Annotated in this window: 20 protein-coding genes, 2 tRNA genes and 1 pseudogene; 15 read left to right on the forward strand and 8 right to left on the reverse strand. The window is 69.1% G+C overall.

Annotation, left to right across the window (positions count from 1 at the left end; all coding sequences use genetic code 11):
• Positions 1-83 precede the first annotated feature (83 nt).
• Both E1286_RS12310 and E1286_RS12315 read left to right on the forward strand, forming a co-directional pair.
• Positions 84-353, forward strand: coding sequence for a WhiB family transcriptional regulator (locus tag E1286_RS12310; protein ID WP_080045300.1), 270 nt, complete (start codon positions 84-86; stop codon positions 351-353).
• Positions 354-423: 70 nt separating this feature from the next.
• Entirely contained in the window at positions 424-606 is a 183-nt protein-coding gene (locus tag E1286_RS12315; protein ID WP_132611830.1) for a hypothetical protein, read from the forward strand.
• Positions 607-1,331: 725 nt separating this feature from the next.
• Here E1286_RS12315 and E1286_RS12320 read toward each other — a convergent pair.
• From E1286_RS12320 to E1286_RS47775, 3 genes are all read right to left on the reverse strand, one after another.
• On the reverse strand, positions 1,332-1,523 hold the full coding sequence (locus E1286_RS12320; RefSeq protein WP_132611832.1) for a hypothetical protein: 192 nt from the start codon (positions 1,521-1,523) through the stop codon (positions 1,332-1,334).
• An 801-nt stretch (positions 1,524-2,324) separates the two neighbouring features.
• A complete protein-coding gene (locus tag E1286_RS12325; protein WP_132611834.1) occupies positions 2,325-3,659 on the reverse strand; it encodes an ABC1 kinase family protein in 1,335 nt (444 codons plus the stop codon).
• Between the two features lie 61 nt (positions 3,660-3,720).
• Positions 3,721-5,304: a ThiF family adenylyltransferase gene (locus tag E1286_RS47775; protein WP_165969701.1), complete on the reverse strand. Its 1,584-nt coding sequence runs from the start codon at positions 5,302-5,304 to the stop codon at positions 3,721-3,723.
• A 309-nt stretch (positions 5,305-5,613) separates the two neighbouring features.
• Here E1286_RS47775 and E1286_RS12335 point away from each other — a divergent pair, with 309 nt between their 5' ends.
• The 5 genes from E1286_RS12335 to E1286_RS12355 all read left to right on the forward strand — a co-directional run bounded on the left by E1286_RS12335 (position 5,614) and on the right by E1286_RS12355 (position 9,609).
• Positions 5,614-5,958 carry a hypothetical protein gene (locus E1286_RS12335; RefSeq protein ID WP_425464753.1) on the forward strand — a complete coding sequence of 115 codons (345 nt, stop codon included), beginning with the start codon at positions 5,614-5,616 and terminating at the stop codon, positions 5,956-5,958.
• Positions 5,919-7,682, forward strand: coding sequence for a PH domain-containing protein (locus E1286_RS49185; RefSeq protein WP_425464754.1), 1,764 nt, complete (start codon positions 5,919-5,921; stop codon positions 7,680-7,682). Before E1286_RS12335 ends, E1286_RS49185 begins: the two co-directional genes overlap by 40 nt.
• Entirely contained in the window at positions 7,663-8,445 is a 783-nt protein-coding gene (locus tag E1286_RS12345; RefSeq protein ID WP_132611836.1) for an enoyl-CoA hydratase/isomerase family protein, read from the forward strand. Before E1286_RS49185 ends, E1286_RS12345 begins: the two co-directional genes overlap by 20 nt.
• Positions 8,446-8,512: 67 nt before the next feature.
• On the forward strand, positions 8,513-9,028 hold the full coding sequence (locus E1286_RS12350) for a M48 metallopeptidase family protein (RefSeq protein WP_165969702.1): 516 nt from the start codon (positions 8,513-8,515) through the stop codon (positions 9,026-9,028).
• The gene (locus E1286_RS12355; protein ID WP_132611838.1) at positions 9,025-9,609 is read left to right on the forward strand and encodes a DUF2064 domain-containing protein; all 585 of its coding nucleotides are present in this window, start codon (positions 9,025-9,027) and stop codon (positions 9,607-9,609) included. Before E1286_RS12350 ends, E1286_RS12355 begins: the two co-directional genes overlap by 4 nt.
• Here E1286_RS12355 and E1286_RS12360 read toward each other — a convergent pair.
• From E1286_RS12360 to E1286_RS12370, 3 genes are all read right to left on the reverse strand, one after another.
• Positions 9,596-10,495, reverse strand: coding sequence for an endonuclease/exonuclease/phosphatase family protein (locus E1286_RS12360; RefSeq protein WP_246074784.1), 900 nt, complete (start codon positions 10,493-10,495; stop codon positions 9,596-9,598). The genes E1286_RS12355 and E1286_RS12360 overlap by 14 nt on opposite strands.
• 117 nt (positions 10,496-10,612) lie before the next feature.
• Entirely contained in the window at positions 10,613-11,167 is a 555-nt protein-coding gene (locus E1286_RS12365) for an NUDIX hydrolase (protein ID WP_132611842.1), read from the reverse strand.
• Positions 11,164-12,372, reverse strand: a complete 1,209-nt coding sequence (locus tag E1286_RS12370; RefSeq protein WP_132611872.1) for a zinc-dependent metalloprotease — start codon at positions 12,370-12,372, stop codon at positions 11,164-11,166. Before E1286_RS12370 ends, E1286_RS12365 begins: the two co-directional genes overlap by 4 nt.
• 130 nt (positions 12,373-12,502) lie before the next feature.
• Between E1286_RS12370 and E1286_RS12375 the strand changes: the two genes are divergently transcribed.
• The 8 genes and pseudogenes from E1286_RS12375 to E1286_RS12410 all read left to right on the forward strand — a co-directional run bounded on the left by E1286_RS12375 (position 12,503) and on the right by E1286_RS12410 (position 19,834).
• Entirely contained in the window at positions 12,503-13,579 is a 1,077-nt protein-coding gene (locus E1286_RS12375; RefSeq protein WP_132611874.1) for an NAD-dependent epimerase/dehydratase family protein, read from the forward strand.
• Between the two features lie 17 nt (positions 13,580-13,596).
• Positions 13,597-14,022, forward strand: a complete 426-nt coding sequence (locus E1286_RS12380) for a molybdenum cofactor biosynthesis protein MoaE (protein ID WP_132611844.1) — start codon at positions 13,597-13,599, stop codon at positions 14,020-14,022.
• Positions 14,023-14,449: 427 nt separating this feature from the next.
• Positions 14,450-14,965 (forward strand): annotated as a pseudogene (locus E1286_RS52010) (PDZ domain-containing protein); the annotation flags it as partial.
• A gap of 243 nt (positions 14,966-15,208) precedes the next feature.
• Complete coding sequence (locus tag E1286_RS12390) at positions 15,209-18,208, forward strand: UPF0182 family membrane protein (RefSeq protein WP_132611848.1); 3,000 nt, start codon at positions 15,209-15,211, stop codon at positions 18,206-18,208.
• 56 nt (positions 18,209-18,264) lie between these two features.
• Positions 18,265-18,341, forward strand: a tRNA-Met gene (locus E1286_RS12395).
• A gap of 108 nt (positions 18,342-18,449) precedes the next feature.
• Positions 18,450-18,526, forward strand: a tRNA-Met gene (locus tag E1286_RS12400).
• Positions 18,527-18,623: 97 nt separating this feature from the next.
• Entirely contained in the window at positions 18,624-19,091 is a 468-nt protein-coding gene (locus E1286_RS12405; RefSeq protein ID WP_132611850.1) for a group II truncated hemoglobin, read from the forward strand.
• A gap of 74 nt (positions 19,092-19,165) precedes the next feature.
• Entirely contained in the window at positions 19,166-19,834 is a 669-nt protein-coding gene (locus E1286_RS12410; protein WP_132611852.1) for a response regulator, read from the forward strand.
• A gap of 9 nt (positions 19,835-19,843) precedes the next feature.
• On the opposite strand, the gene E1286_RS12415 is transcribed toward E1286_RS12410, so the two are convergent.
• Positions 19,844-20,050 (reverse strand): hypothetical protein, encoded by a 207-nt coding sequence (locus E1286_RS12415; protein WP_132611854.1) that lies wholly within the window; start codon positions 20,048-20,050, stop codon positions 19,844-19,846.
• Positions 20,051-20,127: 77 nt separating this feature from the next.
• Positions 20,128-20,526 (reverse strand): hypothetical protein, encoded by a 399-nt coding sequence (locus E1286_RS12420; RefSeq protein WP_246074788.1) that lies wholly within the window; start codon positions 20,524-20,526, stop codon positions 20,128-20,130.
• Between the last annotated feature and the right edge of the window lie 593 nt (positions 20,527-21,119).

The following is a 21,119-nucleotide window of genomic DNA, read 5'->3' on the forward strand; positions in this document are numbered from 1 at the left end:
CGGCCTTCTTGTTTGTCCGTGATCCCCGACCACCTACGAGGTGCCCGACCAAGATCACCAGATCGATTCAAAAGGAGAAGCAGATGGGGGCCAAGACGATCATGGACCTGATCGACGAAGCCAAGATCCCCTGTCGTACCGACCCTGACCTGTGGTTCGCAGAGTCGCCGGAGGACGTCGAATTCGCCAAGGCACTCTGCGGCGGCTGCCCGATCCAGAAGGCCTGCCTGGCCCGCGCGCTCGAGCGCGAGGAGCCGTGGGGCGTCTGGGGTGGCGAGCTGATCCTCAGGGGGACGATCGTCCCCCGCAAGCGTCCGCGCGGGCGTCCTCGCAAGCACCCGGTCGCTGCCTGACCTCTTCCGCACTACGCACCAGAAAGAGAACGAACCCATGAGAAACCACCAGCACACCAGGAGCCTCGCCGTGCCGGATCTGATCCATGAAATGGTCAACGACCGAATACAAACCCTCCACCGGGAGGCGGCCGAACTCCGCCTCGTGGAGCGCGTCCGCCGCGTCCAGCGGGCGAGAGCCGAGGTACAGCGGGCGCGGGCCAAGGTCAAGCAAGCGCATGACCGCCTGGAAGCCCTGACCCGCCTCTCCTAACGGCCTCACCGCAGACCGGCGCAACCACCCAGCGGGCCCAGGCCCATCACCTCTGATCAGGGGAGATCCCGGCGTCGACGCAGGATCTCCATGAAAGCCGGGCGCTCCCGTAGCGCCCGGCTTTCCCTTTCCACCACAACGCCGGGCCGCTTCGCTCCCTGCTCTTTTCACTGCGGTCTGTCCCCATAGGCAACGGCGTTCAGGCCCGCGGCCGGCGCCCCACCCCGCCGCCATCAGAGGCAGTCGAACGGCCCTTCCCCTGGCCCAGCGACCCCGCGTCGCAGCAATCGCGTCGGCGACATCACCGGGCCGCGCCCTCGGACGGCCGCGTCCAGCAGATTGGTCACGTCCAGCGAACCCACCACGTCCAGCGAACCCACCACGTCCAGTGGATCCGCCACGTTCGGCGGCCCCACTACGTCGGCGAGTCCGCCACCTTCGGCGGATCCACCACGTTCGGCGGATCCACCACCGTCGACAACGAGTACGTGCACCACGAGCGAACAGTTGGGATCAAGGTGGTGAGGCAGGGCGCCTGTGCGAGCGAAGCGCCCTGCCGGCCACGAACTGCCCGCCGCAACGCTCAAGTAGGTCCACGGGGGAGAACCGGGGGCCCGGCCGAACGGCGTGGACGTGCAGATCAGATCACCTGGTCACGCATGGTCCCTGCCGCGATCGCACGGCGGCGGCGGCAGGTCGGCGCGTTTCCGCTGTGGGACGCCGGCTCAGGGAGCGAGGCAACCGGTGAGCGGGATCTCCGTGGGCACTGCCAGGGTGGTGAGTTCAGTGGTGCTGCTGGTCACGCACTCGAGGAGAGCGACCGGATCGACGACGGCGTTCGCGGCAGGGGCCGCGGCGAACAGGCCTGCGGTCGCCAGTGCGGCAGCGGCGGCGATCAGGCGGGCAGGTCGACGCATGTGCATCCTCCAGGAATAGTTACGGTCTGCGTCCGCAACACTACACGCAGTAGTAAAGGATCGGTAGCGCATGGGGCGGTGTGTCACTTCCGCCTCATAACCCCCGCCACGTTCGCTCCCTCTTCGGCCTGCGGGGGGAAATATCCACATCGTGCACACCAGCCAGCCGACAGTGCCGAACGCCCACCCCGCTCTCTGCACATGAAGTACATGAGGTGCCGGAGTACGCGATGTGCCCGAAGTGCCGTAGGTGCTCAAAGTGCCGTGCCGAAGTCCGCGAGGTGCAGGAGGTGCCGAGGCGCCTGATAGCGGAGTGCTCAAAGGGCGGAGGTGCCGTCGTGCCGAGGTGACGAGGCGCGAAGTGGTGCCGAGGTGACGAGGTGCCCGAAGCGGCGAGGTAGAGGAGGTGCCCGAGGTGCAGGAGGTGCCGGAGGCGCTTGATAGCAAGGTGCTCAAAGGGCGAAGGTGCCGAAGCGCCGAGGTGCCGAGGTGTGCCAAGGTGCGCGAAGTACCAGAGGACCCGAAGTGCCGAGGTGTCCGAAGTATGCGACAGCGACGAAGACCTATCTCTTGTCATCGCTGAACTTCGCGGTAGCCATCCCGCCATCATGACCGCATTACCCCCGCCGCGGCCACCGTGTGCGACCACGAGCGCCGGCCGCGGCAGGGGGCTGGCGATGGCGCCTGAAGCGCGTTGGGCGACTGGTCGGTGGGTCCTGAGACGGCGGGGTGGTTCGGCTCCTTCGGAGTCGGCTCTCCCGGGACCGGGGCGGCGGGAGACCGGGGCGGTGGGACAGGAGGTCAGCTGATCGGCAGGGGTTTGTCGTCGGGGTCGTCGGCGAAGCCGGGTACCCAGCGGATGACCTCGTCGCGGAAGCGCGCCGTGGTGCCGAGCTGGCACAGCACGCCGATCCCCGCCGCATGCACCCGGTGGATCAGCACGTACGACGGCGGCAGGTTGAGCTGCCGGACCACGTTGGTCGGCCGGAGGTCGGCGACGCTGGCCGCCTGCGTCTGCAGCCACGCCCGGCTGAACGTGAACTCCTCCACCGCCGTCGGCTCCACGTACGGAGCCAGGAAGGCGCGCAAAGCGTCGGGGTCGATGTCGACGTCCTCGCGGATGAAGCCCTCACGCCGCAGACCGGCCATGACGGTGTCCATGTCGCCCTGGTTGAAGATCCGCATCAGCTGCCCGAAGACCTTCGGATAGCCGTCGGGCATCCGGTTGACCGCGCCGAAGTCGAGCACGCCGAGCTTGCCGTTGTCGAGCATCCGGAAGTTGCCCGGGTGCGGGTCGGCGTGGAGCATGCCGACGCGCGCGGGGGAGCAGAACAGGAACCGTACGAACAGCAGCCCCGCCCGGTCGCGCTGCTCCTGGGTGCCGCCGGTGATGATGCGCGACAGCGGTGTGCCGTCCATCCACTCGGTGACCAGCACCATCTCGTTGGCCGCCACCACGTCGGGCACGTGGAAGTCGGGATCGCCGTCGAACTCGAGGGCGAAGGCGTGCTGGGCCTCGGCCTCGCTGAGGTAGTCGAGCTCCTCGGCGATGCGCTCACGCAGTTCGTTCAGCAAGGACTTCATGTCGAGGCCGGGCAGCAGCGCGCCGAACATCTTGCCCAGCCGCGCGAGCTGGGAGAAGTCACCGAGCAGTGCCTTGCCCGCCCCCGGGTACTGGATCTTGACGGCCACCTCCCTGCCGTCCCGCCAGACGGCGCGGTGCACCTGCCCGATCGAGGCGGCGGCCGTCGGCTTGTCGTCGAACGACAGGAAGTGGTCACGCCAGTCGTCCCCCAGCTGCTCCGTCAGCACCTTGTGAACGGTGGCGACGGGCAGCGGCGGCGCGGAGTCCTGCAACTTGGTCAGCGTGGCACGGTAGGGGCCGGCGATCTCCTGCGGCAACGCGGCCTCGAAGATCGACAGCGCCTGGCCGACCTTCATCGCGCCGCCCTTGAGCTCGCCCAGGACCTTGAAGATCTGCTCGGCGGTACGCTGCTGGACCTCCTGTGCGACGATCTCCGCCGACTTGCCGCCGATGCGCTTGCCCAGCCCCAGGGCCGCGCGCCCCGCGAACCCGAGTGGAAGGGTGGCCAGCTTGGCCGAACGCGTGACTGCACGACGTGGAAGATCGCTCACATCGATGCGCGGAACCTCGATGAGATCCGCTTCCCCCCTTCGTGGTCGTCCCCTGAGCACGTCAGTCGAGGTGAGGTGCCATGACCATTCTTAGCGAATATTGATTGTTTCGCATACAACGACATTGAGGGTGAACGCTCCAGGACCGCCTTTTCCATTGCCAATCAGGCGTTACGTCCACTGTGCCGTTGGTCACAATGGACTCCCGGCCATCGAGATGACCAAGCGCATGGCCGACGGCAGCCGCCGCGACCACGGCCGCGAGCGCCGAGGCGCAGGCGATCTCGCCCGGCGGATAGCCGCCCAGCCTGGCGGTGACCATCGGCCAGTTGGGGTCGCGGTCGCGCCGCGTCAGATCGAGACAGTGCAGGCACGCCGTGCTGCCGGGCAGGACCAGCGGACCGATGGTGCCGTACCCCTCGAAGGCCGTCACCAGCAGGTGGGGGATGCCCAATGAGTTGAGGTCGTTGATCAGTAGCCCGTCGAGCGGGGCGACCGGCGCGATGATGACGAGATCGGGCCGGTCGGTCTTGTCCCCGAGAAACGGCCCACCAGCCAGGACGTTGACAGCCGGCTCCACGGCCTCCCCTCGTCCCCGCGCCTCGGCCTGACCCGCGTGGTCAGAATTCGCCGCCACGGCTCCACCCCGCCGCACATCCTGCCCCCGCGCAGGTTCCCGCCCACGATCAGGCCGCGCACTGGGATCCCGTCCTCCATCACCCCGCCCATCGCCTCGGGCGTTTTCTGGACGCGTGGGCGCGCGGCCGTCGGCGGGTGGCGCGCCTTGGGCTCGTCCGCGATCACGCGGGAGGCCGCCGGTCTTGGGGAGGCCAAGGGCACCACTGGTTCCGGCGACCCCGTCATGGGTGTCACGGCGAGCCGCGTCCGGTCTGCCGCTCTGCGGGGGCACCGCGCGGGAGACGCCGGGGCGGGCAATCACGGTCCCAGCGGAGCGGGGCGTGCGGCCGGTTTCCGTTGCGGCGGTCCGTGGTGCCGTGGGGCGGGACGGCGACCCCTGCTCACCCGCGCCGACGGCACCTGGTGAGTCCCGGACCGCGTTGTCGGCACGAGGATCCATGAGAGGTGGCGGGCCGCCTGAGGTGAGCCGCCTGGCGACGGCCACCGCGCCGGCCTCACGAGACATGCCGACCTCCGCCCATGTCAGACCGCCGGGCGTGATGTCCCGGGCCTGAGCCGTACCAGGGTCGATCACCCGGATGGTGCCCACCCCGGACGCGGCCAGCAGGGCGACGACCTGCGCCCCGACGCGGCCCGCCCCGTACACACGCACCCGCGCCCGTCTGCGCCGTTCGAACAGCGCGAACATGCCGTCGGGAGCTGTGGAGGAGATGTCGAGGGCGTCGAGGTCGGGCTTCAGCCGGTCTCTCTCGGCGAGCGGCAGGTCGCGGAGGCGGCCGGGGCCGGCGGAGGCGTCGTGGAGCACGCCCTGGGCGGCGAGCTGGTCGAGCAGGGAACGGGCACGACCCTCGTCGAGACCGGCCCGGGCGGCCTCACGCAGGACGGTCTCCAGATCGCGGGTGCCGTCGAGGGCTTCCACCCACTCCCGGACCTTCCTGGTCAGGCCGCTCAACATGACGGAGCGCTGGGGGTGGACGCCGTATTGCAGGGTGCGCTCGTCCCGCACGATGCGCCGGAGGGACGGCTTCAGACGTGGCCTCATGGCGGGAAAGATGTCACGCCGAAGCAAGATCCCGAGAGACTTCGCCGCCGCCTGTGGACAACTCTCATCTTCTCCTCCCGCCTGTGGACAGACGCGATCCCTGCTGGTCTTCACGAAGCGACAGACGGGCACCTGTTCCCTGGGTCAGCGCATCCATGGCCAAGAACGATGATTAGCCGCATGTGCTACTTTTTAGCCGCCTGGCCAAAAAAAGGAACGACCGGTCAGAAGGCGAGAGTCCGCGACCTCCGACGAGCACCGGGGAGCTTTGACATGGCCGCAACCATGACCCACGACGACCCCGCGACCTCCGCCGACCTGGTCCTACGCCCGCCGCGCCGCCCCAGCGACCCCCGGGCGACACGGTGGTGGCTGACGCAGGCCCTGGTGACGGTCCTGCCGCCGGTGCTGGTCCTGGTGCTGCTGGCCTGGCTGATCCCGCCGGCTCGCCCGTGGCTGCTGCTGTCTGCGGCGATCATCGGCGTGCCCGGAACGGCGTACGCGATCGTGATGCCCCCATGGCGATACCGCGTGCACCGCTGGGAGTCCACGGAGAACGCGGTGTTCACCCGCGCCGGATGGGTGCGGTGCGTCAGCAGTGGCGGGTCGCGCCGATGACGCGGATCCAGACGGTCGACACGGTACGGGGGCCGTTGCAACAACTGTTCGGGTTGTCCACGGTGGTGGTCACCACGGCGTCGGCGGCCGGCCCGCTGCGGATCGAGGGCCTGGACCACGGCCTGGCGCAGGACGTGGTGGCGGACCTGGCGGAAAAGCCCAGGCGGAGACCGGTGATGCCGCATGACAGAAGCTCTGGAAGGCACGGAGTGGCGGCGGCTCGACGCCCGGACCATCGGGGTGGTGGCCTTGTGGGTTCGGGCCTGGCGCTGGTGACGCTGGCGGTCATGTGGTGGCGGGACGCGCCCTGGTGGCTGGTCGCGCCGGTGCCGGTGCCGCTCGTCTCGGTGATCGCGTACGAGGCGCTGCGCTGGTCCAAGACGCGCTACCGGCTGACCGCCGAGCACCTCGAACTGAAGACAGGCCTCCTGGTACGCCGGCACCGGTCGATCCCACGCGGGCGCGTACGCAGCGTCGATCTCACCGCCGACCCGATGCACCGCCTGCTGCGCCTGGCCGTGGTACGCGTCGGAACGGGACACCGGGAGTCCTCCTCCAAGGCGGCGGCCGTGTCGCTGAACGCCCTGCGGCGGGCGGAGGCGCAGACCCTGCGCGCCAGCCTGGTCCGACGCGACGGCGACGGCGCGGACGAGACGATCGCGCGCTTCGACCGGCGGTGGCTGAGATTCGGGCCGCTGTCCTTCGCCTCGCCGGTGCTGGGCCTCAGCGCGCTGGGCGCGACGTACGAAACCCTTGACATCCTCGGCTACGACCCTGACCACGTGCTGATCCCGTACCTGATCGACAGGCTGGGCGAGGCGGATCCGCTCGTCGTGAGCGTGCTGGCGGTGCTGGGCCTGCTGCTGGTGGGCGCGATCGGCGCGCTCGGCTGGTACGCCGAGACCTGGTGGGACTTCCGGCTGGTCCGGGAGCCGTCCGGCGGGCTGCGGGCCTCGCGGGGCCTGTTCGTCACCCGGTCGGCGACGCTGGAGGAGGAACGGCTGCACGGCGTGGAGGTCGCGGAGCCGCTGATGCTGCGGCTCGGCGGAGGCGCCTACACCTACGCCGTGGCGACGGGCGCGGGCGGCGCCGAGGACGAGGCCGACACGTTCAACACCAGCGTGCTGCTCCCGCCCGCCCCGATCGGCGAGTCGCACCGGGTGGCCGCCGAGGTCCTGCACGAGGACGACGATCCGGGGCAGGTGGTGAGCCTCGTCCCCCACACCCGGCATGCCCTGGCACGGCGGATCAGGTGGGCGTTCCTCGCCGGTGCGGGCCTCGGCGGTGTGCCGGCCGGTCTCGGGCTGTGGCTGGGGCCGGTGCTGGTCCACGCCGGCTGGATCTGCGCGCTCGCGGTGTGGGCGGGCGGCCTGCTGTTCGCCCGCGACGGCTACCGCAATCTGGGCCACGGCATCACGGGAAATTACCTGGTCACGCGGCACGGCAGCCTGAAGCGCCGCACGATCGCGCTGAGGCGCGGCGGCGTGATCGGCTGGACGGTCACCCAGTGGGCCTGGCACCGCCGTGCGACGCTGTGCCGGGTCACCGCCACCACGCCGGGCGGGCGGGGCGCGTACCACGTGAAGGACGTGCTGATGGGCGAGGGGCTGCGATTCGCGGAGAAGGCGGTGCCGGGACTGCTCGTCCCGTTCCTGACCAGACGGCCCTGGGAGGGGCGGAGTCCGCAGGGTTACGCTTCCGGGCATGGACGAGATCTTGGTTGACCGTACGGACGACGGAGTCGTGCTCGTCACCCTCAACCGCCCCGACATGCGCAACGCCATGACCGACGCCATGACCGCCCGCTGGCGCGCCACCATGGCCGACCTCGCCGCCGACCGCGAGGCCAGGTGTCTCGTCGTCACCGGCGCCGGCAGCGCGTTCTCCTCCGGCGGCGACCTGTCGTGGCTCGGCGAACGCGGCGTCGAGCCCGTTCCCCAGCTCCGCGACCGCATGCTCGCCTTCTACCGTGACTGGCTCGCGATCACCGAGCTCGAGATCCCGACGATCGCCGCCGTCAACGGCCCCGCGGTCGGGGCGGGCCTGTGCCTGGCGCTGGCCTGCGACCTCGTGTACGCCGCCGACGACGCCAAGCTCCTGGCCCCGTTCACGTCGCTGGGCCTGCACCCGGGGATGGCGGCCACGTACCTGCTGCCCCGGCGGGCGGGCGCCGGGCTGGCGCGGGAGATGCTCCTGACGGGCCGGATCCTGTCCGGATCGCACGCAGAAGTTAAAGGTCTAGTAAATCAATCTTTCCCCAAAGATGACCTTATGTCGCACGTACGGGACATCGCCACGAAGATCGCCCAGAACGCACCCATTGCCACAAGGCTCACCAAAGTCGCTCTGAACCAAGACCATCAGGACCTGGAAGCAGCGCTGCGGTGGGAATCCCTGGCCCAACCTGTGACCATGGCCTCCGCCGACATGATCGAGGGCCTTGCCGCACATCGGGAAAGGCGCGTTCCCAAATTCACCGGCTCTTAATCATCTGACCAGCAGAAACAACGTCCGCCCCCTGTGGAATTTCGCCAGTCTCGGCTACCGTGCATATGTGCCCCCCGAGACAGTCGAGGTCCGTCGCAGTTCTCGTCGCCGGCGTACGGTTTCCGCCTACCGCGACGGCGACAAGACGATCGTGCTCCTGCCCGCCTGGCTTAGCGGCGAAGACGCGGATGAATGGGTGAGCCGGATGCTGGATCGGCTGGCCGCCAAGGAACGCCGACGAAGGCCCACCGACGAGGCCCTGCTGGAGCGGGCCAGGGAGTTGTCGGCCAAATACCTGGACGGCGAGGCCGATCCCGCGAGCGTGCGCTGGGTCGACAACCAGCAGCACCGCTGGGGCTCCTGCACCCCGGAAAACGGCACGATCCGCATCTCCACCAGGCTCAAGGGCCTGCCCGAATGGGTGATCAACTATGTGATCATCCACGAGCTCGCCCACCTGCTGGTGCCGAGCCACGGGCCGAAGTTCTGGAAGCTGGTGGAGCAGTACCCGAAGGCCGAGCGGGCCCGCGGGTTCCTCGAAGGCTTCTCTGCCGCCGCCCACACGGCGCCGGAGGAGTGTTGAAGCGCGTCGTCGCCGTCCTCGTACGCCGCACCATGGCGCAGGCCGCGCCCCCGGGAGTCGACCCCGCGACGTTCCTCGCGGCGATCGCCGAGGACACGTACGAGATGGCCGCCGGCCTCGACCTCGTCACGCCTGTCCTGGTCACGAGCGTCTCCGGGCTCGACGACATCGTCTGGCCCGGCACCGAGATCGTCACGATCGACGACGCCGAGCCGCTGAAGGCCGTGCTCGCCCGCCTGCACGCCGACCAGGCCGCCGTGATCGGCGCTGATGCCCCCGACCTGCCGCCGCTGCTGGTCGGCAAGCTGTTCAGGGAGCTGGGCAGGGCCGAGATCACGGTCTGCCCGGCGGAGAACGGCGGAGCCGTCGCCCTCGCCTGCGCGCTGCCCGCGCCCGACTGGGCCGAGCCCGACCTCGACGCCGACGACGTGGTGGGCGCGCTGCGCGCCCAGGCCCCCGGCCCGCGCAGGGTCGCGACCACCCCGGGCTGGCACCGCCTGCGCAGCGCCGACGACGTCGCCCGACTCGACCCCGGCCTGGAAGGCTGGGACAACACCAGGGCCCTGATCAGGGCACGATGAGCCGGGCCAGCACGGCCCGGTGGTCGGTGCGCGGCACGTCCCGCACGCTGACCTCCTTCACCCCGACCCGCCGGTCGACCAGCACGTGGTCGATCGTGATGATCGGCGGCACCCGCTTGTTGGCCGGCCAGGTCGGGATCAGCCCTGCGCCCACCTGGTCGGCGGCGTCCTTGTAGCCGCGCGACAGCAGCGCGCGCAGGGCGGCGTGGTCGAGGGAGGCGTTGAAGTCGCCCGCGATGACGCGGATCCGCTGAGGCGAGGCCGAGGGGAGCGCCGCCAGCGCCGCGTTCCAGTCGTTCACCTGCGGACCCAGCGGCGGGTACGGGTGGGCGTCGATGAACTCGATCGGCTCGCCCCCGGGCAGCAGCACCACCGCGGCGGGCATGCGGTGCCCGGGCGGAGGAGTCCAGTTGGTCAGGGGTTGGACCGGGTGCTTGGAGAACAACCCGCTCCCGGTGGCGCTCCACTCGTCCTGCAGCACGCGGTGCGGCATCAGCGTCTTGAGCCCGGCCGCGTCGAGGTCGGCGACCGCATCCGGGGTCAGCTCCTGCGTGCTCAGCACGTCGGGGTCGAACTCCTGGATGAGCTTCATGATCGTCGCAACGTCGGCCCGGCCGAACAGCATGTTGATCGTCATGACCCGGAACGGCCGGCCCTGCACGGCGTCCGCCGTCCCCAACGCCCTGGGCAGCACGCTGAACCCCAGCGCGGCCGTGGTCAACAGCGCGACGACGGTGGCGGCGCGCCGGCGCCCGAGCGCGGCGATCAGGAGGGGGACGAGCGAGCCCGCCGCGGCGTACGGGGTCGCGGTCATGAGCTGCGTCGGCAGCGAACCGCGCTCCAGCCCGGCCACCCGTGCGATCGCCCACGCGGCGAACGGCGTCACGGCCAGCCACGTGAGAGCCGCGGGAAACTTCCGGCGTTTGCGGACAGGTGTCACGATCGTTCCGCCAACGGCAGAAGTCTCCACTAGGCCCCCCTTTTGGAACGACGCAAGTGGACTCTAGCCAAGGGGCCGCGAGCCGATGGCGGCCTGCCCGCGTTTCGCCAGCCGCCGCGTGGCCTCGTCGCTCGGCTCCGGAATCTCGTCGACGGGGAACCAGCGCAGGTCGAGCGACTCGTCGCTGATCACGGCCGTGGCTCCGGGCGGCGCCACGGCCGCGTACTCGACGTCGAGATGCCAGCACTGCGGCGGATGGCACCACACGGAGTGCTTGTCGACCGCGAGCGGCCCGGGCAGCAGCTCCAGCCCGGAGATCCCCGACTCCTCCCACGCCTCGCGCAGCGCGACCGCCGCGAGGGAGGCGTCGGAGACCTCACAGTGACCGCCCATCGGCAGCCACCTCATGGCCTTCGGATGCAGCGTGAGCAGGACCTGTGCGCCGTCGTGCGACAGCACGGCCGTCGTGGCCGTCAGATGCCCGGGGACGCACTCGCGCAACATCGCGTCGTCGTGCGCCCGCAGGTGCTCCAGGAACTCGGCCCGGAGCGCCTCCTCCTCGGGCGTGGGCGCGGCCCAGGCCGACAGCACCGCGACCGCGTCGTCGTGCAGGCTCAACTCTTGTCGCCCTCGCCCTCGTCGGGCTTGGCCTCCAGCTGGGAGATGTCCCAGGCCGTCTCCCCGCGGACGAACGCCTGCGGGTCGTCGAGGTCGTCGGCCGTCGGCATCAGGTCGGGGTGGGACCACAGCGCGTCACGCCCGTCGACGCCGCGCGCCTCCTCCAGCGCCCGCCACAGCGCCGCGGCCTCGCGCAGCCGCCGCGGCCGCAGCTCCAGCCCGACCAGCGTGCCGAACGTCAGCTCGGCCGGCCCGCCGGTCGCCCGCCGCCGGCGTACGGTCTCCGCCAGCGCGCCCGCGGAGGGCAGCTTGCCCGCGGCGGCGCGGTCGACCACGGTGGCCACCCACCCCTCGACCAGGGCGAGCATCGTCTCCAGCCGGGCCAGCGCGGCCTTCTGCCGCTTGGTCTCCTCGGGCTTGAGCAGGCCGCCGCCGCTCAGCGCCTCCTGGATGGCCGCGGGGTTGTTGAGGTCGAGGCCGCGGATCTGCTCCTCGAGCGCCGAGGTGTCGACCGTGATGCCCCTGGCGTACTCCTCGACCGCGCCCAGCAGGTGGGAACGCAGCCACGGAACGTGCTGGAAGAGCCGGTGGTGGGCCGCCTCGCGCAGCGCCAGGTAGAGCCGGATCTCGTCGGACGGGATCTCCAGGCCCTCGCTGAAGGAGGCGATGCCGCCGGGCAGCAGCGCGGCCTTGTCGGACAGCGGAACCCCGATGTCGGTGGTGCCGACGACCTCGCGCGCCAGCGAGCCGATGGCCTGCCCGATCTGCTGGCCGACCATCATGCCGCCCATCTGCTTCAGCATGCCCATCAGCGGCCCGGCCATCTGCTGGGCCTCCGGGGGCAGCCCGGACCCGCCGAGTGCGCCGCCCATGGTCTCGACCATGCGCTCGGCGATCGGCTCGCAGAGCTTGCGCCAGACCGGGATGGTGTTCTCGATCCACTCGGAACGGCTCCAGGCCTGCGGATTCGACACGCCGCTCGGCAGCGTCGTCGCCTCGTTCAGCCACAGGTCGGCCAGACTGAGCGCGTCGACGATCTGGCGGCGCTCGCCTTCCATGACGCTCGGATCGCCCTGGGCGACCACGGAGTGCCGGGCGATGTTCTTGGCCATGTCCCAGTTGACAGGGCCGGAACCCTGAGGCGCCGACAGCATGTCGGCGAACTGGCGCATCGCCTGAGCCATCTGCTCAGGGTTGCCGAACATGGCGAACGGGTTCTCGTTGGGGTCGTTTTCGCGACCTGGCAGGTCAGTCACCGCTCTACCTCGTGCAGGATGGAGGAGTCCACATCCGCCACGTTAGTCGTCCTACGGCGGATCAGTGCAAAGTGAGGACCTGGTGCCTACCTCGAAACGCCCGCGCCAACCCGTCGTCGCAGTGACGGGAGCCGCCTCCGGCTTGGGCCGCGAGCTGCTCTCGAGGCTCGTATCCTCCGCGGATTTCCGCAGGGTGGTGGCCATCGACGAGCAGCGTGGAGACATCCCGGAGGCCACCTGGAGAGAGATCGACGTACGGGATCCGCTCTTGGCGAACCGGATCTCCGACATCGACGTCCTGGTCCATCTGGCCGGCGACTACGCCGTCGACTCCGACCCGGCCGAACGGCGGGCCTACAACCTGCGCGCCGCGCAGACCGTGCTCACGGCCTGCGCCGCCGCCCGCGTGCGCCGCGTCGTCCTGGTGACGAGCGCGATGGTGTACGGCGCCGCCCCCGACAACGAGGTGCCGCTGCCCGAGGACGCCCCGGTGGCGGCCGAGCCCGACACCGGCGTGGTCGGCGACTTCCTGGAGATCGAGGCCGTGGCTCGTAGGTCGCTGCGCAGCCACCCCGGCCTGGAGGTGACGGTGTTGCGCCCGGCCGCGGTCGTCGGGCCCGGCGTCGACACGGTGATCACCCGCCACTTCGAGTCGCCCAGGCTCCTGACCGTCAAGGGCTGCAGCCCCCACTGGCAGTTCTGCCACATCGACGACCTGCTCTCCGTGCTTGAGCTGGCCGCCCGCGGCGACATCAGCGGCGTGGTGGCGGTCGGCTCCGACGGCTGGATCGAGCACGAGAAGGTCGAAGAGCTCTCCGGCATCCGCAGCCTGGAGCTCCCGGCGGGGCTGACGTTCGGCACGGCGCAGCGCCTGCACCGCCTCGGCGTCACCCCGGCCCCCGCGACCGACCTGCACTACGTCGTCTATCCGTGGGTGGTCGACTGCACGACGTTGCGCGAGGCCGGATGGAAGCCGGCGTGGACCAACGAGGCCGCCTTCGAGCAGCTGCTCGAGCTGCGCGGCGAGAACCGCACGACCGTGGTCGGCAGGCGCCTGCCCGTGAAGGAGGCCACCCTCACGGCCGCCGGCGCCACCGTGGCCGTCATCGGCACAGCCGCGATCGTCCGCCAGGTTCGTAAGAAGCGGCGCCAGTAAAGGTTAGGCTTTTTGTCGTGGACGTCATCCGGTTGCTCGGCATACGAGACACCCCGCTCTCCGTCGACGAAGTGCTGGCCGCCGTCGGCGACCACGCAGCGGGCGGCACCACGTTCTTCGTGGGCACCGTGCGCGAGCAGGACCACGGCAAGCCCGTCACCCGGCTCTCCTACTCGGCGCACCCGACGGCGGAGGCCGAGCTGCGGCAGGTGGCCGAGAAGGTCGCCGCCGACTTCCCCGTGACGGCGCTGGCCGCGGTTCATCGCGTGGGTGAGCTGGAGCTGGGCGACACCGCCGTCATCGTCGCCGTCGCCGCGCCTCACCGCGACGAGGCGTTCAAGGCCGCCAGGCGGCTGATCGACGACCTCAAGGCCAGCGTGCCGATCTGGAAGCACCAGGTGTTCGCCGACGGCGAGACCGAGTGGGTCGGCGCCGGCGAATAAGCTTCTCGACATGTCACCACGCGCCCTCACCTTGCTGATCGCGGGATTCCTCGTGCTCGCGCTGGGGGTGATCGGCGCGTTCCAGCCGGTCCCGTACGTCGTGCTGAGCCCAGGCCCGACGGAGAACACCATCGGCGAGGTCGACAAGAAGCCGGTCATCTCCATCAAGGATCGCCAGACCTATCCGACCAGCGGCGCGCTGAGTCTCGTGACGGTCGCCTACCAGGGCGGCCCGAGCGCCCGCATCGATCTGCTGACGGCGCTGCGCGGCTGGATCGACCCCTCCGTCGCGGTGGTCCCCGAGGAGACCATCTTCGCCCCCGACCGCACCGCCCAGGAGGTCGAGGAGGAGAACACCGTCGAGATGAGCAACTCCCAGGAGACCGCGACCGCCGCCGCGCTCAACGAGCTGAAGATCCCGTACAAGATGGTCGTGACCGTCGCGACCACGCAGAAGGGCCGTCCCGCCGACGGCAAGCTGCGCGCGGAAGACGTGATCGACTCCGTCGACGGCAAGCCGGCGACCGACGTCAACGTCGTGGGCGACACGGTCAAGGCACACAAACCGGGTGAGACCGTGGCCTTCGGCATCACCCGCGGTCAGGAGAAGCTCGAGGTCTCCGTGCCGACGGTGGCGGGCGAGGAGGGGCAGGCCCTGGTGGGCGTGGAGATGCGGGCCGCCTACCAGTTCCCGTTCGACGTCGACATCAGCGTGGGCGAGGTCGGCGGGCCCAGCGCCGGGCTGATGTTCTCGCTCGGCATCGTCGACAAGCTGACGCCGGGCGCGCTGACCGGCGGCAAGAAGATCGCCGGCACCGGCACCATCGACTCGACGGGCCAGGTCGGCCCGATCGGCGGCATCGCGCAGAAGATGGTCGGCGCCAAGGAGTCGGGCGCCACGATCTTCCTGACGCCCGCCGACAACTGCGCCGAGGCCGTGCGCGCCGTGCCCGACGGCCTGTGGCTGGTACGCGCCGACACGCTGCACGGCGCCGTCCAGGCGCTCGACGCGCTGCGCACGGGAAACGCAAATGTACCCTCGTGTGAGGCCGGATGAAACTTCTGGCGACCGTCGTGCGTTAGTCGTAGGGCTGGCACAGCGGTGTAGGTTGCCAGACACGGACCGTTTCTTCATTACGACGAGGGGTTGGCCTTGAGCTTCCGGACCCCAGGAGCCGGCAGGGCAATGCGCTTGCCCCGCCGACCGCGACTGATTCTTCCTGTGGTGATCGCCCTCGTGGTGATCGTTGCCCTGTTTTTCTTTTTCTCGGGCATTTATACCGACTATCTGTGGTTTGACTCGACCGGCTTCACGTCGGTCTTCTCCGGCGTGCTGCTGACCCAGATCGTGCTGTTCCTCGTCGGAGCGGCGCTGATGGTCGGCATCGCCGGCGGCAACATGTTGCTGGCCTTCCGTACGCGGCCGATGTTCGGGCCCGCGATGTTCGGCGGCAGCAGCGGCGCCGACCGCTATCGCATGGCGCTCGACCCCCACCGCAAGCTGATCTTCATCGTCGGCATGGGGCTGCTCGCGCTCTTCGCGGGCTCCTCGTTCGCGGGGCAGTGGCAGACGTGGCTGCAGTTCATCAACGGCGCGCCGTTCGGCAGGCAGGACCCACAGTTCGGCTACGACATCGCCTTCTTCATGTTCGACTATCCGTTCATCCGGATGGTGCTGAACTTCCTGTTCACCGCCGTGATCATCTCGATCGTGCTGTCGGCGATCACCCACTACCTCTACGGCGGCTTCCGCCTGCAGTCCCCAGGCGTGCACGCCTCCAAGGCCGCCCGCATCCACCTGTCGGTGCTGCTGGGCGTCTTCGTGCTGCTCAAGGCCATCGCGTACTTCATGGACCGGTTCGGTCTGGTCTTCTCCGACCGGGGCTTCGTCCACGGCGCGTCCTACACCGACGTCAACGCCGTGCTGCCGGCCAAGACCATCCTCGCGATCATCGCGCTGATCTGCGCCGTGCTGTTCTTCGCCGGCGTCTTCCGCTCGGGCGGCATGCTGCCCGGCGTCTCCTTCGGCCTGCTCGTGCTCTCGGCCATCCTGATCGGCGGCGTCTACCCGGCGCTGGTCGAGCAGTTCCAGGTCAAGCCGAACCAGCAGGGCAAGGAAGCGCCGTACATCCAGCGCAACATCGAGGCCACCCGCGAGGCGTACGGCGTCGACAAGACCGAGGTCGAGACCTACAACGCGCAGGCCGACCCGACGAAGGTTCAGGCCAACGGCGACACCTCGGTGTCCGGCGTGCGCCTGCTCGACCCTGCCCTGGTCTCCTCGACGTATGAGCAGACGCAGCGCATCAGGGGCTTCTACAGCTTCGCCGACCCGCTCGACGTCGACCGCTACCCCGACGGCACCGGCAAGCTGATCGACCACATCGTCGGCATCCGCGAGCTGACCGGTCCGCCCCAGGGCCAGGACAACTGGATCAACCGGGCGCTCGTCTACACCCACGGCTACGGCTTCGTCGCCGCGCCCGGCAACCAGGTCGACTCCAGCGGCCTGCCCGCCTACGACGCGAAGGACATGCCGGTCACCGGCCCGCTGGTCCAGAGCACCAAGCTCAAGGAACCGCGCGTCTACTACGGCGAGAGCTCCATCGGCGACGACTACGTCATCGCCGGCGGCAACCCGCAACAGCCGCAGGAGCTCGACTACCCGGAGACCGGCGGCACCGGCCAGAAGAACACCACCTACACCGGCGCCGGCGGCGTCCCCGTGGGCTCGTTCTTCAACCGCCTGCTCTACGCCGCCAAGTACGGCGAGGCCAACATCGTCCTGTCCGGCGACGTCAACGACAACTCCAAGATCCTGTACGTCCGCAACCCGCGTGACAGGGTCCAGAAGGCCGCGCCGTTCCTGACCCTCGACGGCAACCCGTACCCGGCCATCGTCGACGGTCGCATCCAGTGGATCGTGGACGGCTACACCACGTCCAACGACTACCCGTACTCCCAGAGCGAGAGCCTGGGCGAGATGACGCGCGACACGTCCACCGACCGCCGGGTGATCGCCCAGCAGCCGATCGACCACGTCAACTACATCCGCAACTCGGTGAAGGCCACGGTCGACGCCTACGACGGCACGGTCCGGCTCTACGCCTGGGACAACAACGACCCGGTGCTCAAGACCTGGAGCAACGCCTTCCCCGGCGTCATCCGCCCGGCCTCCGAGATGAGCGCCGAGCTGCGCCAGCACGTCCGCTACCCGGAAGACCTGTTCAAGGTGCAGCGCTACACCCTGTCGCGCTACCACATCACCGACCCGGCCGCCTTCTACAGCGGCCAGGACTTCTGGAACGTCCCGGGCGACCCGACGCAGGGCGACCGCAACATCAAGCAGCCGCCCTACTACCTGACCACCACGATGCCGGGCGGCACGCCGACGTTCTCGCTGACGACGACGTTCGTGCCGCGACAGGGACCCAACCTGGCGGCGTTCATGGCGGTCAACTCCGCGGCGGGCAGAAACTACGGTCAGATCCGCATCCTGCGGATGCCGTCCAGTACTCCGATCCCGGGTCCCGGCCAGGCACAGAACGCCTTCCAGAGCCGGTTCGCCGGTGAGCTCAACCTGCTCGGCGTCGGCGCCTCGTCGGTCCGCTACGGCAACCTGCTGACTCTCCCGTACGCCGGCGGCCTGGTCTACATCGAACCGGTGTACATCCAGGTGGCCGCGGGCGGCGGGCAGGAGCCGTACCCGATCCTGCAGCGCGTGCTGGTGTCGTTCGGCTCCAAGATCGGTGTCGGCCGCACGCTGGACGAGGCTCTCCAGCAGGTCTTCGGCACCGAGCAGGAGCAGCAACAGCAGCAGCCCACCGACGAGCAGGAGACCGAGGCCCGGCCCGACCAGGCCGCCACGGCGCTGAACACCGCGATCGCGAACGCCAAGAAGGCGTACGAGGACGCGCAGAAGGCCCTGCAGGCCAGCCCGCCCGACTGGGACGCCTACGGCGACGCCCAGCGGCGACTGGACGAGTCGCTGCGGGCGCTGGAAGGCGCGAACGCGCAGCAGGCGCAGCCGTCGCCCAGCCCGTCGCCCACGGGCACGCCACCGGCGACTCCTCCGGCCACGCCGCCGGCTACCCCGCCGGCCACGCCACCTGCGACGCCGCCCGCGTCCGGCAGCCCGTCACCGGTGCCCACAGGGTCACAGGCCGGAGCCACGGGCACCTCATAACCGCATTGAGTTTGCGCATACCCCGCTGTCGCCGATAGGCTTGCAAAGCACGACGACGCGGGGTGGAGCAGTTCGGTAGCTCGCTGGGCTCATAACCCAGAGGTCGCAGGTTCAAATCCTGCCCCCGCTACCACGATGAAGGCCCGGGGATCCGGAGACGGAAAACCGGGCCTTTCACGTGGAAGCTGGACCATGGTCAGAGCAGTCTCTCGGGCCTGTAGGATGAAGAAGTACACACCGACGCGGGGTGGAGCAGTTCGGTAGCTCGCTGGGCTCATAACCCAGAGGTCGCAGGTTCAAATCCTGTCCCCGCTACCAAGCAGAAGTCCCCGGTCACCGGATCATCCGGCGGCCGGGGACTTTTTGTATGCCCACGGGCCTTTCCGCCGATTCACGGCGATGATTACATGATTACGTGACTGACGACACAGTGCCGACACTGTACGCATGGGCCGGGGGCGCCGAGGCGTTCGAGCGGCTGACCGAGATCTTCTACCGCAGCGTGGTCAAGGACGACCTGATCGGGCCGCTGTTCGCGCACATGGACGCCGACCACCCGAAATACGTGGCGATGTGGCTCAGCGAGGTCTTCGGCGGTCCCGACCGCTACACCAAGGAGCGCGGCGGCTACCCCGTCATGCTGCGCCACCACCTCGGCAAGGCGATCACCGAACCGCAGCGCCGCCGATGGGTCAATCTGCTCCTGGACGCCGCCGACGAGGCAGGGCTTCCTGACGACCCCGAGTTCAGGGCCGCGTTCGCCGGCTACATCGAATGGGGCACCAGGCTGGCGCGGCACAACTCCCAGCCCGGCGCCACGCCTCCGCTCCAGGCGCCGGTCCCGCACTGGGGCTGGGGGGTCGCGCCGCCGTACCAGCCGTAATCTGGAGGAATGGGAGACAGAGCCCGAGGCCGGCTCCGTATCCGCCGACAGACGTGCACTCCGCGGCGGCCCGCATGACGCGGGTGCTCGTGGTCGACGACGAGCCGCAGTTGCTGCGTGCCCTGCGGATCAATCTGGCCGCCAGACACTACGAGGCCGCCGTCGCCCCCGACGGCGGCACCGCGCTGCGCCTGGCCGCCGAGTGGCATCCCGATCTGATCATCCTCGACCTCGGTCTGCCCGACCTCGACGGGGTGGAGGTCATCGAGGGGCTGCGGGGCTGGACCTCCGTGCCGATCATCGTTCTGTCGGGGCGTACGGACAGCACCGACAAGGTCGACGCGCTCGACGCCGGCGCCGACGACTATGTGACGAAACCGTTCAGCATCGACGAGCTGCTCGCGCGGCTGCGCGCCGTGACCCGCCGCACGGGGCAGCCAGAGGAGAACGTCACCGTACGGGTCGGCGACCACGTCGTCGACCTCGCGAGCAAGACCATCTCAGGAGGTGTGCACCTCACGCCCACGGAATGGCACTTCCTGGAGACTCTGCTGCGCAACCCCGGCAAGCTGGTCACTCAGCGCCAGCTGCTGACAGAGGTCTGGGGCAGCAACTACCTCAAAGAGACCCACTATCTACGGCAGTACATGGCCCAGCTGCGCCGCAAGCTCGAGCGCGACCCCGCCCACCCGGTCCACCTGCTCACCGAGCCCGGAATGGGTTACCGGTTCCAGCCGGAGTAGAACGCTTGTCTAGCCACTGTGGTGCTTCATGCCGTGCATGACCATCCAGACGGCCTTCTGAACGGCCCACCCCAGCAGCGTGACTCCGAACACCACCTGAACGATCCGCATCCAGACAGACGATCCGTGGTCCGCGTAGATCACCACGCCGACCCACATCACGCCAAATATCCCGACCAGGATGATTGCCGCCCAATTCAGCCCCCGCTGCCACATAAGCGAAAGTCTGGCAGTTGGCCCGCCAAGGTGGAGTATGTCCGAAGTTGTCATCCCGCCAGCGGGCGGCAACGAGATCAGTGGGGGAGCCGCCGGCCCGTGCCGACGCAGCGGCGCAGGCGAAGGTTGCGCGGAGGCCGCGGCGGAGGGTTCTCGAGATTGGCGAGCAACTCGGCCGCCGCACGGGCGTCGGAGAGGATGCGCTGCGCCGTCTCACCGTCCTCCGGCAACTGGCCGCGCGCGGACAGCTCATGCCTGAGGAACGCCAGCGGATCGGACGCCTCCAGGAGCTCGGCCGCCATCGTTGCCCGTGCCGCCGTCAGCAACCGCAGATAGTGGGTACGCAGGACCGCCTCGCGCAGGTGTGAGTGCTCCAGGTCGTCGACCAGAGTCCGGGCGACTGCCAGCACGTCACCCGCGTCGGTGGTGTCGTCGGCGAGGAAGGCACGGATGTCGTCGAACTCCGAGCGGGTCATGGCGGCCACCTCCGAGAGCGCAGTCTGCTCGTAGGTAATTCGTACCGGGAGGCGATTGCGGATGACTTGCCGTCGGCTTGTCCCGGGGCCGCCGTATGGACGTTCGTGGCAGAGGTTTGAGGGTTAGGTGGGGAGGGAAGGACCCAGGGATTACGTGTGTGGGCCTGAGTAGGCGCGTCAGGCTGCTAGAGTTGCTTCCCGCAGGGCGATCAACAGGGCTCCTGGAGCCTCGAAGATGCCGGGCAAATCCCACTACCTTCAGGCTAATCCGTTGACGGTACGAACCACTTCGGAACGGCTGGTAAGTTAGAGGGGTTGTCCCCGAAAGGGGGCAGGCTTAATTCCCGCAGATCGAGCAAGTCCGGTCAATTTGACAGGAACTTGAACGGCTGAAAGAATAAAGCCACAACGAAAGACGAAATGAACGCCTCCGAGCGGGGATCACGAGAGTGGTTCTGGTGAGGAAGTACGCGTCCGTTTCTTGAGAACTCAACAGTGTGTTAAAAGCCAGTGCATGATTTTCATGCAACACCTCGTCAAAGAGATTGTTTGACGGTTTTGCTTGGACGAAGTTTCCAAACATCATTTGGAGA

It is taken from the genome of Nonomuraea terrae (genome assembly GCF_004348995.1).
GTDB classification, from domain to species: domain Bacteria; phylum Actinomycetota; class Actinomycetes; order Streptosporangiales; family Streptosporangiaceae; genus Nonomuraea; species Nonomuraea terrae.

Excerpts from the sequence above, each read along its gene's own strand:
- E1286_RS12370 (WP_132611872.1), bottom strand. The coding sequence starts at position 12,372 with ATGTTCGGCAACCCTGAGCAGATGGCTCAGGCGATGCGCCAGTTCGCC.
- E1286_RS12415 (WP_132611854.1), bottom strand. The coding sequence starts at position 20,050 with ATGTGGCAGCGGGGGCTGAATTGGGCGGCAATCATCCTGGTCGGGATA.
- E1286_RS12410 (WP_132611852.1), top strand. The coding sequence starts at position 19,166 with ATGACGCGGGTGCTCGTGGTCGACGACGAGCCGCAGTTGCTGCGTGCC.
- E1286_RS49185 (WP_425464754.1), top strand. The coding sequence starts at position 5,919 with ATGGGTGCGGTGCGTCAGCAGTGGCGGGTCGCGCCGATGACGCGGATC.
- E1286_RS12320 (WP_132611832.1), bottom strand. The coding sequence starts at position 1,523 with ATGCGTCGACCTGCCCGCCTGATCGCCGCCGCTGCCGCACTGGCGACC.
- E1286_RS12390 (WP_132611848.1), top strand. The coding sequence starts at position 15,209 with ATGCGCTTGCCCCGCCGACCGCGACTGATTCTTCCTGTGGTGATCGCC.
- E1286_RS12335 (WP_425464753.1), top strand. The coding sequence starts at position 5,614 with ATGGCCGCAACCATGACCCACGACGACCCCGCGACCTCCGCCGACCTG.
- E1286_RS12345 (WP_132611836.1), top strand. The coding sequence starts at position 7,663 with ATGGACGAGATCTTGGTTGACCGTACGGACGACGGAGTCGTGCTCGTC.
- E1286_RS12420 (WP_246074788.1), bottom strand. The coding sequence starts at position 20,526 with ATGACCCGCTCGGAGTTCGACGACATCCGTGCCTTCCTCGCCGACGAC.
- E1286_RS12310 (WP_080045300.1), top strand. The coding sequence starts at position 84 with ATGGGGGCCAAGACGATCATGGACCTGATCGACGAAGCCAAGATCCCC.